The sequence below is a fragment of the Nocardioides sp. FY1077 genome, from assembly GCF_058681775.1.
This window is the reverse complement of record NZ_JBZWDB010000001.1, coordinates 427692-441479: the sequence shown is the minus strand read 5'-3', so window position 1 is coordinate 441479 and position 13788 is coordinate 427692. Positions and strand designations below refer to the sequence as shown.

Sequence of the window (13788 nt, the reverse complement as noted above, 5' to 3'; positions counted from 1 at the left end):
ACCCGGGGTGTGTCGACCGAGCCGTCGGGGGTGGCGGGGTGCATTGCGTTCCCTTCCAACGTTGTCGTTGGAAAGACTGTAGGGGAACTCGTCCAGGTTCACAACGCCAACGTTGGAGTTGTAGGTTGGTTCGCGTGACATGGGACACTGAAGGCACGAAACGCAAGATCCTCGACGCCGCGACCACCGAGTTCATCGCGCACGGACCCGACGGCACGACAGTCGAGCGAATCTCCAAGCTCGCCGGGGTGAACAAGGAGCGGCTCTACGCATACTTCGGGTCGAAGTCGGCATTGTTCGCCCAAGTGTTGCGTGCCCAGCTGTCCGGGGCCTCAGACGACGTGCCGCTGTCCCCGGGCACGGCCGAGGACATCGCGGAGTACGCCGGGCGGCTCTACGACTACCACCGCCGACACCCGGAGCTCGCCCGGCTTTTGCAGTGGGAGGCGCTGACCGTCAGCGACGAGGTGCCCGAGGAGGCGCTGCGGCGTGAGTACTACGGACGCAAGAGCGCGACGCTCGCCACCAGCCAGGCCAGTGGCGCAATCACGTCGACGATCGCGCCGGACCTGCTGCACTTCCACCTGGTGTCCTTGGCCGGGTACTGGGCTGTCCTGCCTCAGGTCGGCCGGATGATCACCGCGGCTGCTCCGGCCGCTGAGGGTGAGGATGCGCGCCGACGGGCGGGTGTCGTGGAGGCGGCCAGGCGCCTGCTAGAGGTGCACCTGTGAGCCGCATCTTGGTGACCGGTTCCGCCAACGGCCTCGGCCGCCTCACCGCGGAGTCCCTGCTCGCCCAGGGCTACGACATCATCGTGCACGCGCGGAATGCCCAGCGAGCCGAGACGCTGGCCCCACTGGTCGACAGCGGTGCCGGGCTCGTGGTCGGAGACCTGATGGACCGCGGGGACGTCGTGCGGCTCGCCCTCGAGCTGCGCGACGCGCAACCGCTCGATGTCGTCATCCACAACGCCGGAGTGTGGAGCGGCCCTGCGGTGATGCCGGTCAACGTCATCGCCCCGTATTTGCTCACCGCCTTGCTGCCCAGGCCCCGGCGCCTGGTGTACCTGAGCAGCGGCTCTCACTACGGCGGCTGCCCAGCGACCGCGCGCGTCGACTGGAGCGGGAACCGCGCTGGCTCTTACGAGGACAGCAAGCTGTTTGTCACCACCTTGGCGGCGGCGATGGCCCGGCTGTGGCCCGATGTGCCCAGCAATGCAGTCGACCCGGGCTGGGTGCCCACCCGGATGGGCGGAGTGAACGCCCCTGACGACCTCGACCTCGGGCACGAGACCCAGGAGTGGCTTGCTACTCATGACGACCCCAGGGCCTTGACCACCGGTGGCTACTGGCACCACCGCGAACGCCGCCAGGCCCACGCCCTGGTCAACGACGAATTTTTCCAGAACGAGCTCCTGCGCGGGCTGGCGGATGAAACCGGGGTGGAGCTCCGTGGCGACGCAGCACCGTCACGCTGAGTCCCCGGCCGGCTGAGAGGCAACCGGGAGTGCAACCCGCTCGAGCGACGGGCTCGATGGCGGAGGCGCTGGCGACGACGGCAGGACGGCGCGATGAGTGAGGCCGAGCTGATGATCGGCGGCGTACTGGTCGCGGTCGCCGACACCCAGGAGAACCTCAACATCCCCCTGCTCACCGGCTACGCCGCCTACCTCCACGCCGCGCATCTTGACGTCCCCGGATCCCTCGCCACCGTCGCCGTTGGGCTCTACATGGGGGGCCGCGGCCCCGCGCTCCTCCGCCCCGAACCGAGGCTGCAGGGGTACTAGGTGTGGGACATCGTCGACTACCTCGTCAATGCTGCACCCTTCGTCCGCATCGGCCCCCACCTGCGCGCGGCAATCTTCGAGCTTGGCAGGACCCGGTGTGGTTGGTCGCCGGCTCAGCGCCCGCCGTCTCCGTCACGGCGATCGGAGTGCGCCTGCTCTGGCTGTTAACCGTGCCGTACCTGGTCCGGCTGCTCGATGATCGACCGTCACAGCGGGAGTGCCGCGTAGGTGCCGGACCCCGCCTGGTCGTGGCCTGGAGCGGCATGAGGGGGCAGTGTCGCTGGTCGTCGCGCTCACGCTGCCGAGACCACTGACGCCGGCGTGCCGTCCCCGGGCGTGACCTCATCGTGCTCCTGGCCTTCGCCGTCATCTTCTCCAGGATCGTGCTCCGTTCCCAGATCGAGACCACCCTGTTCGGGCCCGTCAACGTCACCCGCGCGGCTGTCCCCAGCTGCGCGCCCAGCGCTCCGGTCTGGTCAATACCTAATCCACCGCCGGGATCATCTTCCGCGGTGGAGTCCACCAGCGCCTACGCCGCATCGAAGTTGGTTGTCGAGGGCTGGATGGGGGCCCTGGCCCCCGAAGGCGCGCCGTTGGGCATCCAAACCATGCTGGTCGAGCCCGGGTTGTTCCGCACCGAGCTCCTGAGCCCCAGACCACCTAGTACGCCGGCCCCAGCATCGAGGACTACGCCGAGCGCACCAACCAGACCATCGAGGCCCGGTGAGGCATGGACGGCAAGCAGGGCTACGACCCCCCAAGCTTGCCGACGCCATCGTCCAGCCCGCTGCCCTCGACGAGCCCCCGACGCGGTACGCCGCCGGCGCCGAAGCCATGGCCGCTTGCGGGCACAGGGTCCACGAGCTCCTCGCGCAGGCTGACGCCCACCGCGAGCTGTCGCTCAGCCTCGCCCACGACGACGCCTGGGCTCGCCCCACCACGCTGCAGAAGGAAAGACGGCACAGCACCGCCACCGGAACCGTCGCGATCGTCACCGGTGTCAGCGGCGGCATCGGGGCGGCGGCCGCCGGCCCGATGCTCCTCCAGGCTGGGCCGACTCGGACCCCAGCGACTCCTGGGCCGTCCCTTGGCGGCTGCCCGCCGATGAAACGGTCAGCGATCACCCCAGGTGGACGCTGCGCCGGACATGCCTCAGCGCGGCCCGGCTCCGCTCGCACGCCCGCTCAAGACCTCGTGGGTCTGCTCGGTCGACAGGGCCGGCGGTTCGAGTCGGGTCTTGTGGCCGTCGGCCCGGATGCCGTCGAGGAAGAGGCCGAGAAGTCGCCGGTACAGATCGGGCTCGACATGGCGGGTGCATGACATCACCGCGTCCAGCGCAAGCTCGACGAACACGGTGTCGGTGCCCGTCACGTCCGAACGTACCGAGCCCTGCTCCTGGGCGCGTCGGACCAACGTGTTCACCAAGGACCCCAGTCGGTCCCTGGCTTGGTCGCCGAGGTCATGCACCACAGCGGGGTTGGTGAGCAGCTGGGCGAGGGCCCGGTCGTCGCGCTTGGCACGCAGCGAGTACTCCAAATAGTCCACCAGCGCGGTCCATGCATCCGGCGACGACGCCGCCTCCACAGCGCGCGCCACCGCATCTTCTAGCCGATCCACGAACATCGCCCGGATCAATTCCTCCTTGTTGGCGAAGTTGCGGTACGCCGTGGCGACCCCTACGTCGGCATGACGGGCGACGTCGTTGAGCGTCGCCCCCAAGCCGTGGCGGGTGAACACCTCGTTGGCCGCGGCGAGCAAACGCTCGCGGTTGCGTGCGGCGTCCTTGCGCTGCGGGCGGAGTCCGGTCATACGGCGAGGCTACGCGAATCGGAATAGTTGCATCCACTTGTTGGTTGTGCGACGCGTAAGCGGATACGATCAGTCCGCTATTACGGTCCTGTAGTCCCGGTACACATCACGTGGAGGAAGCACCATGCACAGCGTCACCTTGAACAATGGCGTCGAGATGCCGGTCCTCGGCTTCGGCGTCTTCCAGGTCCCCGACGACCAGACCCAGGAGGCTGTCGAGGCGGCGCTAGCGGTTGGCTATCGCCTCATCGACACAGCCGCCGCCTACGAGAACGAGGCAGCCGTGGGGCGCGCCATCGCAGCTAGCGGGGTAAGGCGCGATGAACTGTTCATCACCACGAAGCTGTGGGTGCAGGACGCTGGCGACGAGGGCGCGAAGCGCGCCTTCGGCCGCTCGCTGCAGCGCCTGGGGCTGGACTACCTGGATCTGTACCTCATCCACCAGCCGTTCGGCGACTACTACGGGTCTTGGCGGGCCATGGAACAGCTCTACCGCGAGGGCAGCGTCCGGGCCATCGGGGTCAGCAACTTCCACACCGACCGGCTCGCCGACTTGATCGCTCACCACGAGGTCGTGCCGGCGGTCAACCAGGTCGAGACCCACGTGTTCTTCCAGCGCGCCGACGACCGAGCGTTCATGCGCGAGCACGGCATCCAGCACCAGTCGTGGGGTCCTCTGGCCGAGGGCGGCCAGGGCCTTTTCGAGAACTCCGTCCTCGCTGAGATCGGCCGGGCTCACGGGAGGTCGATCGCTCAGGTCGCGCTGCGCTGGTTGGTCCAGAGCGACGTGGTCGCCATCCCCAAATCGGTGCGACGAGAGCGGATGGTTGAGAACTCGGCGGTCTTCGACTTCGAGCTCACCGAGGCGGAGATGTCGCGCATCGCCACTCTCGACACCGGCAACAGCGCGATCGTCGACCACCGCGATCCGCAGGTCGCCTCCTGGCTCGGTTCCGCGCGCTTCGACACGTGAGTAGGTGACGATGCCGCACGACCAGGACCGTCGCGCCGTCGTGGTCGGCGGCTCCCTGGCCGGCCTGATGACAGCCCTCGGTCTGTCACGGGCCGGCTACGAAGTCGCCATCCTGGAGCGATCCGGTCCGATGCCACGAAGTGGCGCAGCGCTCGGCAACGCAAGCACCGGCCTGCAGCGCATCCTGCGGTCCAGCGCACAGAGCGGCCGTCAGGTGGCCAGCGCCGACGTGAGCGGCCCGGCGGAGACGTGGGAGCAGGCCCACCGGCTGCTACGTGCCGCCGTACACGGCGACCCCATGATCCGGCTGTCGAGCGGACAGCGAGTCGTCGAGGTCCAGCAGGACGACGACCACGCGTGGGCGACGACCGTGGAGGGCGCCGTCCACCGGGGTGCGCTGATGGTCGGTGCTGACGGCCACCGCAGCACGGTCCGTCCTCTAGTCGCTCCCGACAACCCAAACGCGACCTACGCCGGCTACGTCATCTGGCTCGGCATCGCCACGGAACCTGAGCTTGAGTTCTCGGGACGGTGGCCGACCGGCCTTGATATTCGCGATGCCGGGCCTGATTGCCTGCTCGGCTACCCCCTGACCGGCGACGTCGCCTCCGACGGCGGAGCCACCCGGCGACTGGGGTGGGCCTGGTTCGACCCACGCCGAAACGACCTGTTGAGCCAGGCCGGCTGCGTCGTCGGTGACGTGGTGCAGCACTCAATGCGACCGGCCGACGTTCCGGAGGGCACGCTCGCTGAGCTGGAGCGGGAAGCAAGGCGGTGGCCAGCGCCGTGGCGCCAGGCCATCCGGGCCTGCCTGCGCCAGCGCGGAGTCACCGGGACGCCCGTTGCTGAATACGTCCCGGGCCGGCTCGTCAGGGGCCGGGTGGCTCTGGTCGGCGACGCCGCCCACGTCTCCACGCCGATGACCGGGCGAGGCTTTGCCGTGGCGGTCGACGATGCCGAGACCCTGTCTCAGGAGCTCGCCCAACACACGGCCGGAACCGGTGTGCGCGAGGCTCTACGGGCCTATGAACAGCGCATGCTCGAACCCGCCCGACAACTGGTGATCGCCGGACAAGCGTTCAGCCGATCCTTCGCTGCCAATACGTCGCACGGAGCCAGCGAGGTTTGACGGAACTCACCAACACCGAGCAGCGGGCGGAGGTGGTCGAGGGGACGAGATGGGTTGGGCGGCCTTCCCAGGGCCGGCGGCTCAGGTGTCCTGGCCGCCGCGAGTTCCCTGCGGCGCAGACGGGGGGACTCATCGTCGCTCGACGCCGGCCGGCGTCAGCTCCACGGCCGCGCTGATGGGGAGTCGCACCTCGGTGCAGTTCTCCGCCGCGACGAAGTTGCAAGCACTCCCCATAACTGCTGCACCCCGCGGGGTGCTCTGTCAGTACGCGTCACGACCGGGACTCCCAAGTCTCCTCCGGTTCGAGTTCCCTGGGGGAGTGACGACGCCCGAACCGTTGGCAGAACGACGTCCGGTGCGCCGCAACTCCACCGCAGGTCGCGCCGGAACCGCGGTCGTCCCGGCCGCCCCCCGGCACAGGCTTCACCGCTCGCGCGATCCCTCGTCCACCACAGTCCTGAGTAATCTCCGAAGGAGCATGTGTCATGAGTGCCACCAACAGCCCGGATCCCACCCCCGCCCACCTCGGCCGACGAGGACTGCTCAGGGTCACAGCGACCGGTGCGGCCGCGTTCGCCGTAGCGGGTTGCAGTGCCGCCGGTACCGAGACCGCTGCTCCGGCGCTGGTCGCCAACCACGCTGGACGAGCCGAGGACCTCCCCCCTGGCGACCTCTCGGACGGCGCGGACAACTTCTACACCAGCGACCGCGTCCGAGTGCGACCGGTGTCGTTCCGCAACCAGTACCGGATGGACGTCGAGGGCAACCTGTTCGTGCCTCGCGGACTCGACCGTCAGGCGCAGGCGCCAGCCATCGTGGTCGGTCACCCCATGGGCGCGGTCAAGGAGCAGAGCGCCAACCTGTATGCGACCAAGATGGCTGAGCGCGGATTCGTCACCTTGTCCCTCGATCTCTCCTTCTGGGGCGGCAGCGACGGCCGTCCCCGCAACGCCGTCCTGCCGGACGTCTACGCCGAGGACTTCAGCGCCGCGGTGGACTTCCTGCGTGCGCAGCACTTCATCGACCGTGAGCGGGTGGGAGCACTGGGCATCTGTGGCAGCGGCAGCTTCGTCATCAGCGCGGCGAAGATCGACCCGCGCATCAAGGCTGTCGCCACCGTCAGCATGTACGACATGGGGGCGGTGAACCGCGACGGGCTGGAGAACTCCGTGACTCTGGCTCAGCGTCGCGAGATCCTCGCCGAAGCGGCTGAGCAACGTGACGTCGAGTTCTCCGGCGGAGAGGTCGCCTACACCGGTGGAACACCGGAGGAGCTGACCGCAGACTCGACCCCGGTCGACCGAGAGTTCTTCGACTTCTACCGGACGGCCCGCGGGTACAGTCCGGACACCACCACCCACCCGCATCTCGCCACGAACGCGAAGTTCATGAACTTCTACCCGTTCGAAGACATCGAGACGATCTCACCGCGGCCGATGCTGTTCATCACCGGCGCCTCCGCCCATTCGCGCGAGTTCAGCGAAGACGCGTACCGGCTCGCCGACGAGCCGAAGGAGCTCGTGGTCGTACCGGACGCGGGCCACGTCGACCTCTACGACCGCGTGCAGCTCATCCCGTTCGGCAAGCTGACGACCTTCTTCCAGCGCAACCTCGTCTGAACGGTGCCGTTGCCCCGCGGCGGGTGGACACCCGTCGCGGGGCAGGGCTGCTGCGGCGCAGCGCTGAACCGGCAGGCACCGCTGGCCTGAGCGATCAGAGCCGCGGTCCGTCTGGACCACCTGATGGGTCGAGTACTCATGGAGACGTATGCCACCCCGTTGGCCCTACCGGTTGCCGTGGTCCATGAGATGCCCACGTGTGTTTCTGGCAACGCGGCGGACAGCCAGGGGGTACGCCGAGGGCCGACGACCATGGCGCTGTGGAGGAGGCCGGCCGCCTATTCGCTGCCGCCCTCGTTGGAGGGTCAGCCGGCCGGGGCAGACCCGGACGTCGGCGACGTGGGGAACTAGGCCCCTTGCAACGATCTCGTGCTCGGCTACGGCGACCAGTCCTACTTCGACGGGATCGTCCTCGGCCACCTGGACAACGATTCAGCGGAGCGGATCGCGGTCATGGACGGCACCATCACGGCGGCCGTCGTCCGACTACCAGACGGGTCGACCAGTCGGTGGGTCAGGTTGGTACGAAGGGGCCCTGTTTGCCAGCGCGGTTCGCAGGGGCGCGGCTGCCCAGGACGAGCGAGACGGTACAGCCGTCGGACGCGGGTTGCCTGTCTTCATCGAGGACGTAGCGCGCCTGCGTGCGGCTCGAGTTGCCCGGCTACGCGCACGGTTCGGCCACCCGGGGGGTCGAGCGCACCGGCGGCGTCGATCAACTGGACGGCAGCGAACACCACGATGCAACAGTTCTCTTGTGCCGACTCGTGGAGTCGGCGCCCACCATGACCGGCAGCGAGGTGAGCCGCCCGGCGCTCAGCAGCCCAGCCGGGCCCCACCGTTTGGCATCGGTCAGCACCTCCACCGCGCCATTGTCGAACGGTGCTAACGCATTGCTAACGCCGGGCGTCACACCACCCCGAACCGGGGTGCACGCGGGCGAACGTACCGTCAGCCCGCTGCGGGTCATCGCGGCAGCCGGCGAACGCCAGCGGATGCCCGCGAACATCTTCCGTCTGACTACGGATCAGAAGGTTTGGGGTTCGAATCCCTACAGGCGCACCACGTAAGCCCTGGTAGACGGCCTGCTGGTCGCTGCCAGGGCTTCTTGCTTGCCCGCCAACCCTTCGGCAACCCCTCCGATCCTGGTCGTGTGGTCCGACCGGCTACTCCGTCCCGGCTCTGTGGCAAGCTCGCGCCGGTGAAGGGGAGCGAGCTGTTCGAACGCCTCGCTCGCAAGAACGACCTCGAGCACCGCTTGGCTGCGAGTGCGACAGGGTTACCCGAGGCGTACCTGTACTCCCGCGACATGAAGCACCGGTATGCGTTTGGTCGGTGGTGGGGTGCTGACGATCTTCGGGCGACCGTCGCCTGGGTGATGCTGAACCCGTCTACTGGCGACACTGACAACGGACGGCGCCCAACTCTTGCTCGCATCGTCGAGCGCTCACGCCAGCGGGGTGCCGCCGGAGTCGTCGTGGTCAACCTGTTCTCGTACCGTGCAACCAAACCGCTGGAGCTCAAGACTGCAACCGAGCCGGTTGGTGTCGCTAACGACGTCATTCTGCGCGCTCTAGCGCAGGCCTCGACCGAGGTGGTGGCCGCCTGGGGATCTCATGGTCACCTCTTCGGCCGCGGGCGTGCCGTTGCGAGTGGACTGAACAATGCTCTATGCCTGGGACTGACGGCAAAGGGGCAGCCTCGTCATCCCCTGTACGTACCGGGTGACACCGACCTCGTCCCGCTGCATCTTGAAGCAATGACAGCGGCAAGTGGCAGAGCTACATAGGCTGACGGTATGCCTGTTGTCTTGGTCGAAGTTGGTGGGGCCGGACGCGACGGCCACGAGTACAGCGACCGGACAGGGATCGAGTACGAGTACCCCGTCCGCAAGCACAGCGGTTACATCAGTACTGGTGATCGTTTCGTCTACCAGAAACCGGGACTAGGCTACTTCGGCTGTGGCGTCATTGGGGATATCCGGCCGAGTCCGGCTCCGGGAAGACTGGTGTGCGACGTCCTATCGGTCGTGTCGTTTGATGAGCCAGTCTCTTTGAAGGACGCAACGGGTACTTACTACGAGGCCGACCCGACCTTCTGGCGGGATAAGGTCTATTGGGGCCAGGGCGTTCGACCGCTGTCCAACGAGCGCTTCGACGCCATCGTTGCCGCAGCCGGCGCTGCAGTTCAGAGCGGCACGGGCGCCGCGGCAGCTGACCCCGTGACTCCCTACGCCGACCCGAAGGTCGCTCAGGCGGTCGAGGCATATTCGGTCGCTGTCGCCGTGAGAGCCATGAGGGAGCGCTTTCGCGAAGACGTAGTGCCGATGGCGCACAGCAATCCGGGTTTCGACCTCCGTGTTGGTGCCGCAAGCGATCCGACTCGTTTCGTCGAGGTCAAGGGCACCCAAGCCGCGGAGCCCGGTTTTTTCATGAGCGAGGGCGAACGCAGGTTCTCGATCAGGAATGCCGCGAGGTACACCCTCGTCGTGGTCACGGGCATCGATTTGAAGCGTTCTACCCACGCCTCAGTCTCCGTCCACGACGGCGCAGTCGACGGGCCTGCCTTCGACCTGCGAACGACCCAATGGCGGGGAGCGTTGCTAACTGGGGAGCTCTAACGGGCACTCTGGAAATAGGTCGGGTAATCGAGGTAATATTTAATAAAAGACGCTAGATGTTTGTCGGGTAAATCGAAGCCCATCTTCTGTAGGTCGGCTCGCGTCGGCGGCTTAGGGGTGGGCAGCAGAGACCGCAACGCTGCCACTTCTTTCGCGGTCAACGGCGGGCTGCTGATGGGCTCGTCGCTATTGCAGCGCCAGCTCGGCAGGACCGTCAGGGCGCCAATAGCCACTTCCGTTGCTTCATCAGCCACGACCACGCCAGCCGTGACCATCGGGCTACCGTCCTGATATTGCAAGTCGAATGCAGGGATGCAAGATCCGCGTCTCGCGGAGGACCTCACAGTCGACTCTAGGTCTGCTAGCAACGCACGCGCCAGAACTGACTGCAGTCGTTCGGCCTTGTTCAAACCCTTCCCTCCGGGGTGGTCCTCGCTGGGGAAGGCCGGCCCGAAAAGTTCTTCGAACTCGATAAGTCGGTCTTCATTACCCAGCCCGTAACTACCTGGGTGGCAATTGAAGGTAGCGAGGATGACCGAATTTGGCGGTGCCTCAACTGCCAGGTGGCGGAGCTCGTCGAGCTTACTGCCGTCCATGGCGTGGTCGTAGTCGAGCCAAACGACCCACGGTCGGTTCTGTAGCTCGGGACGAAGCAGCAACTGCGGCGTTTCGTCGTAGGAGATGCCCTTGATAAGCTCGATCGTTCGGTATGGCTTATTGAACTCAGCTCGTCGAAACGTGATGTCGTCGTCCTCCATAGAGATCATGGTTTCGACGCCCAGTTCGCGGTGCGCTAGATCGAAGTCCACGAACCACGCCGAACCCAGACCCACGTAGACGGCGTCTTGCCATTGGAAGGCGTTCTTAAGCTGCACAAGACCCTCGAAAATGAGGGCTCTTTCAATGGTCTTGTTCTGGCGGACGCTATAGTTGATGAGGTTTGACGAGCCGGTCATTCAGTCGCCGTCCTCTACCAGCTCGTCATAAGCGTATTCAAACGAGCTGATCCCGATGTCACGATAGGTCATCTGGGCGTCACCCAAACTGCGCGCAAGAGTACGTAGCCGTGTCACGGGCATAGCGAAGTTGATGTTTCCTACCCGTTCGCGTGTCACCTTTGCGACGGCAGGCAACTGAACGGTCGGACGGTTCACAACCTCGGTCAGCCGCGCAGGTTGCGCAGCAAGCTCACGCGCTTTCGACGCCTCGCGATCAGCCTTTCTAGCATTTGTGTAGGAGATCCATGCACGAGTCGGTTCAAACATCTTCGGCAGTGCGCGGCGATAGACGCTTGACGATGTGTCGACGCTTCGCTTGGTCGTTGTCATCGGCAAGTCGGCGGCGCGCTCTGCCGCAAAGAACGCGAATCCAACGAACCCGTCGTACTGGCCATGCCACTTAGGTAAGGTCTCGCTCCACCCAGTGAGGCGGGTCTTATCTGCATCTAACACGACCCGGCCGTTACAGACGATGTACCAACCGAATATGCTGGGCTTCCGATCATTCTCATCAGGCTCTGGCGAGTCAGGTGGGGGCTCGATCATTCCAGCGACGAGCTCGACACTGACCTCGCCGTCGGTGTATGCGTCTCGCATGGGTTGAAACTCTTCGTTCTGCAACAATGCGAATTCAGTGCCCGTTACGGCGACCCCATTGACCGTTATGCGCAACCCCCGCATAAGTGGAATCAAATAATCGCGCCCAAGCGTACTTCTCAAACGTCGGGCGTATGTTGGATCGCCGAGCCGAGAAGACATGTCGGGGAGAAGATCGTTGATTACAATCTCCACGCCGGGGGATTCCAGCTCCGCCGACTCCTCGATATCGAAGTCCCAGTCGGCTGGCTCGATGATCTTTTCATCAAGGATTCTTGGCTGCCGTGCGAGCCATTCCGGGACATTGATGGGAACGCGAAAGCTCTCAGTGTCCGACGACCTGGTGACGTATGTACTTCGGATGTCAATATTGCGCCCCATCTTGAAGATGGCACGCTTCATTCCAATACCGTAGACGCCGACTGAGAATTCCTCGTGCTGTTGGTCGGGGCGTCGGCCGAAAGTGAAAGCGTAGTCCGCAGCCTCGTCCAGGGTTATCCCGCCACAGTTGTCAACAATGCGGAACTGGTCACCGGACATCTCGATGGCCACCTCGTACGCACTCAGCTTGTCGTCTGCGACCAACTCGTTCGGCTCAGCGTCAACCTGTTCCCATGCCCCGTCGATGCTGTTGTCGACCAGGTCAAGGATGCAGTCGTCCAGCGTTATGTCCCGAGTCAACATCGAGACGAAGAAGTCCTTTGAAGGGTTCCCGCTCGCCTTCTCCCTGCGTAGTGCCATGCAATTCTCCCCCCAGGTTCGATTGCCGGCGTTCGGCCGTACTCTAGGCCTATGTGCTGGCAAAGTCTCTAGACTTGGGGAAGGCTTACCGGCCAGGATCCGGCGGCCGAGGTGCAGGATGTGCGATCGTCGACGTATGAGCGTGCATACTGCCCCGGGCGCCCCAGGTGCTGTACCGACCGCACGCCCGATCGCTGTTGACCTCTTCGCAGGTGCGGGTGGCTTGAGCCTGGGTTTCGAAGAGGCGGGCTTTGACGTCGTCGCGGCGGTGGAGTACGACCCGGTCCATGCGGCGACCCACAAGTACAACTTCCCGTCCGTGGAGGTTCTGTGCCGAGACGCCGCGCGCCTGACCCCAAGCGAGTTGCGGGCCGCGGCGCAGCGAGGTTTCGAGCGCCGCTACCCGGGTTTGGCTTGGCCCGGGCAAATTGACGCTGTGATCGGCGGGCCGCCATGTCAGGGGTTCTCCACCGGTGGCAAGCGGCTGGTTGAGGACGAGCGAAACGGCATGCTGCTGACCTTCGTGACACTGGTCGTGGCGTTACGTCCAAGGGTCGTTTGTTTGGAGAACGTCTCCGGCCTTCTGGAGGCGAAGTTCGACGTGGTGCGCGAGGAGGCTCTCGCGCGGTTGAGGGGCGCCGGGTATCGGCTTGCAGGCACGAGCAAGGCCGTGAATGCACGCGACTTCGGGGTGCCGCAATCGAGGCGCCGGGTGTTCGTGCTGGGTGTGCTCGATGGGCCGCCTGCCGAGTGGCCGCCGACGAGTGCGTCGCAACCGGTGACGGTTCGGGATGCTCTCGAAGGTCTGCCAGACATCGAGGACTACCCCGAGCTGCTCGACTCGGATTCGGTGCTCGCGGGCGACAGTGACCTTCGGCGGCGGGAGCTCGTCGTGAGCTCCTACGCTAGGGGGTTGAGCGGGGCGGACCACAGTGGCGACTTCGCCGGGCTCCGTGCTTGGAACCCGTGTCTCGTCACCGGTTCGCGGAGGACGGTCCATACGCCGGCCACGATCGAACGCTTTGGCGCGACTAAGCAGGGGTCGGTTGAGCCCAAGAGTCGGCTGTTCCGCCTTGCGCTCGATGGCGTCTCGAGGACACTTCGAGCAGGGACGGGTTCTGAGCGTGGGTCGCACACGTCTCCGCGCCCAATTCACCCAGTGTCTGATCGAGTGATCACGGTCAGAGAAGCGGCTCGGCTCCACGGTTATCCGGACTGGTTCCGGTTTCACACGACGAACTGGCATGGGCACCGACAGATTGGAAACAGCGTCCCACCGCCCCTCGCGCGGGCGGCGGCTACGAGTCTTCTCTCTGCCCTGGGTGTCGACCCGATTCGCGCCCCTGCCGAACCGCCAGCTGACGAGGGTCTGCTGCGTCTGAACCGAGCCGCAGCAGCGCTAGTCGTCAATGCGCTACTCGATGAGTCACCGTCGCCGCGAAAGCGATCTGCCCTGCTTCAAGCCTAAGCTTGAGGTCAGAGTCCAGGTCCTCGAACTGCGCGAGCATCCAAGTGCCGT

Annotated in this window: 13 protein-coding genes and 1 tRNA gene; 11 read left to right on the top strand and 3 right to left on the bottom strand. The window is 65.7% G+C overall.

Going from position 1 to position 13788, the window contains the following annotated elements:
- The first annotated feature begins 134 nt into the window (after positions 1-134).
- From AC4OR8_RS02095 to AC4OR8_RS02080, 4 genes are all read left to right on the top strand, one after another.
- The gene (locus AC4OR8_RS02095) at positions 135-731 is read left to right on the top strand and encodes a TetR/AcrR family transcriptional regulator (protein ID WP_492163915.1); all 597 of its coding nucleotides are present in this window, start codon (positions 135-137) and stop codon (positions 729-731) included.
- Entirely contained in the window at positions 728-1477 is a 750-nt protein-coding gene (locus tag AC4OR8_RS02090) for an SDR family NAD(P)-dependent oxidoreductase (protein ID WP_492163914.1), read from the top strand. Before AC4OR8_RS02095 ends, AC4OR8_RS02090 begins: the two co-directional genes overlap by 4 nt.
- Before the next feature lie 93 nt (positions 1478-1570).
- The gene (locus AC4OR8_RS02085) at positions 1571-1786 is read left to right on the top strand and encodes a hypothetical protein (protein WP_492163913.1); all 216 of its coding nucleotides are present in this window, start codon (positions 1571-1573) and stop codon (positions 1784-1786) included.
- A gap of 347 nt (positions 1787-2133) precedes the next feature.
- A complete protein-coding gene (locus AC4OR8_RS02080; RefSeq protein ID WP_492163912.1) occupies positions 2134-2667 on the top strand; it encodes an SDR family NAD(P)-dependent oxidoreductase in 534 nt (177 codons plus the stop codon).
- A 271-nt stretch (positions 2668-2938) separates the two neighbouring features.
- Here AC4OR8_RS02080 and AC4OR8_RS02075 read toward each other — a convergent pair whose 3' ends face one another.
- Positions 2939-3595 carry a TetR/AcrR family transcriptional regulator gene (locus AC4OR8_RS02075; RefSeq protein WP_492163911.1) on the bottom strand — a complete coding sequence of 219 codons (657 nt, stop codon included), beginning with the start codon at positions 3593-3595 and terminating at the stop codon, positions 2939-2941.
- 124 nt (positions 3596-3719) lie between these two features.
- On the opposite strand from AC4OR8_RS02075, the gene AC4OR8_RS02070 reads away from it, so the two are divergent.
- From AC4OR8_RS02070 to AC4OR8_RS02045, 6 genes are all read left to right on the top strand, one after another.
- On the top strand, positions 3720-4568 hold the full coding sequence (locus AC4OR8_RS02070; protein WP_492163910.1) for an aldo/keto reductase: 849 nt from the start codon (positions 3720-3722) through the stop codon (positions 4566-4568).
- A 10-nt stretch (positions 4569-4578) separates the two neighbouring features.
- Positions 4579-5697 carry an FAD-dependent monooxygenase gene (locus AC4OR8_RS02065; RefSeq protein WP_492163909.1) on the top strand — a complete coding sequence of 373 codons (1119 nt, stop codon included), beginning with the start codon at positions 4579-4581 and terminating at the stop codon, positions 5695-5697.
- 485 nt (positions 5698-6182) lie between these two features.
- A complete protein-coding gene (locus tag AC4OR8_RS02060) occupies positions 6183-7316 on the top strand; it encodes an alpha/beta hydrolase (RefSeq protein WP_492163908.1) in 1134 nt (377 codons plus the stop codon).
- Between the two features lie 958 nt (positions 7317-8274).
- A tRNA-Arg gene (locus AC4OR8_RS02055) sits at positions 8275-8378 on the top strand.
- 136 nt (positions 8379-8514) lie between these two features.
- Positions 8515-9102 (top strand): DUF1643 domain-containing protein, encoded by a 588-nt coding sequence (locus tag AC4OR8_RS02050; RefSeq protein ID WP_492163907.1) that lies wholly within the window; start codon positions 8515-8517, stop codon positions 9100-9102.
- A 9-nt stretch (positions 9103-9111) separates the two neighbouring features.
- Positions 9112-9933: a protein NO VEIN domain-containing protein gene (locus tag AC4OR8_RS02045; RefSeq protein WP_492163906.1), complete on the top strand. Its 822-nt coding sequence runs from the start codon at positions 9112-9114 to the stop codon at positions 9931-9933.
- Here the strand turns inward: AC4OR8_RS02045 and AC4OR8_RS02040 are convergent.
- Both AC4OR8_RS02040 and AC4OR8_RS02035 read right to left on the bottom strand, forming a co-directional pair.
- On the bottom strand, positions 9930-10889 hold the full coding sequence (locus AC4OR8_RS02040) for an O-methyltransferase (RefSeq protein ID WP_492163905.1): 960 nt from the start codon (positions 10887-10889) through the stop codon (positions 9930-9932). The genes AC4OR8_RS02045 and AC4OR8_RS02040 overlap by 4 nt on opposite strands.
- Complete coding sequence (locus tag AC4OR8_RS02035; RefSeq protein WP_492163904.1) at positions 10890-12269, bottom strand: ATP-binding protein; 1380 nt, start codon at positions 12267-12269, stop codon at positions 10890-10892.
- Here AC4OR8_RS02035 and AC4OR8_RS02030 point away from each other — a divergent pair.
- On the top strand, positions 12154-13737 hold the full coding sequence (locus tag AC4OR8_RS02030; protein ID WP_492163903.1) for a DNA cytosine methyltransferase: 1584 nt from the start codon (positions 12154-12156) through the stop codon (positions 13735-13737). The two genes, AC4OR8_RS02035 and AC4OR8_RS02030, sit on opposite strands and share 116 nt — an antisense overlap.
- Positions 13738-13788: the final 51 nt, after the last annotated feature.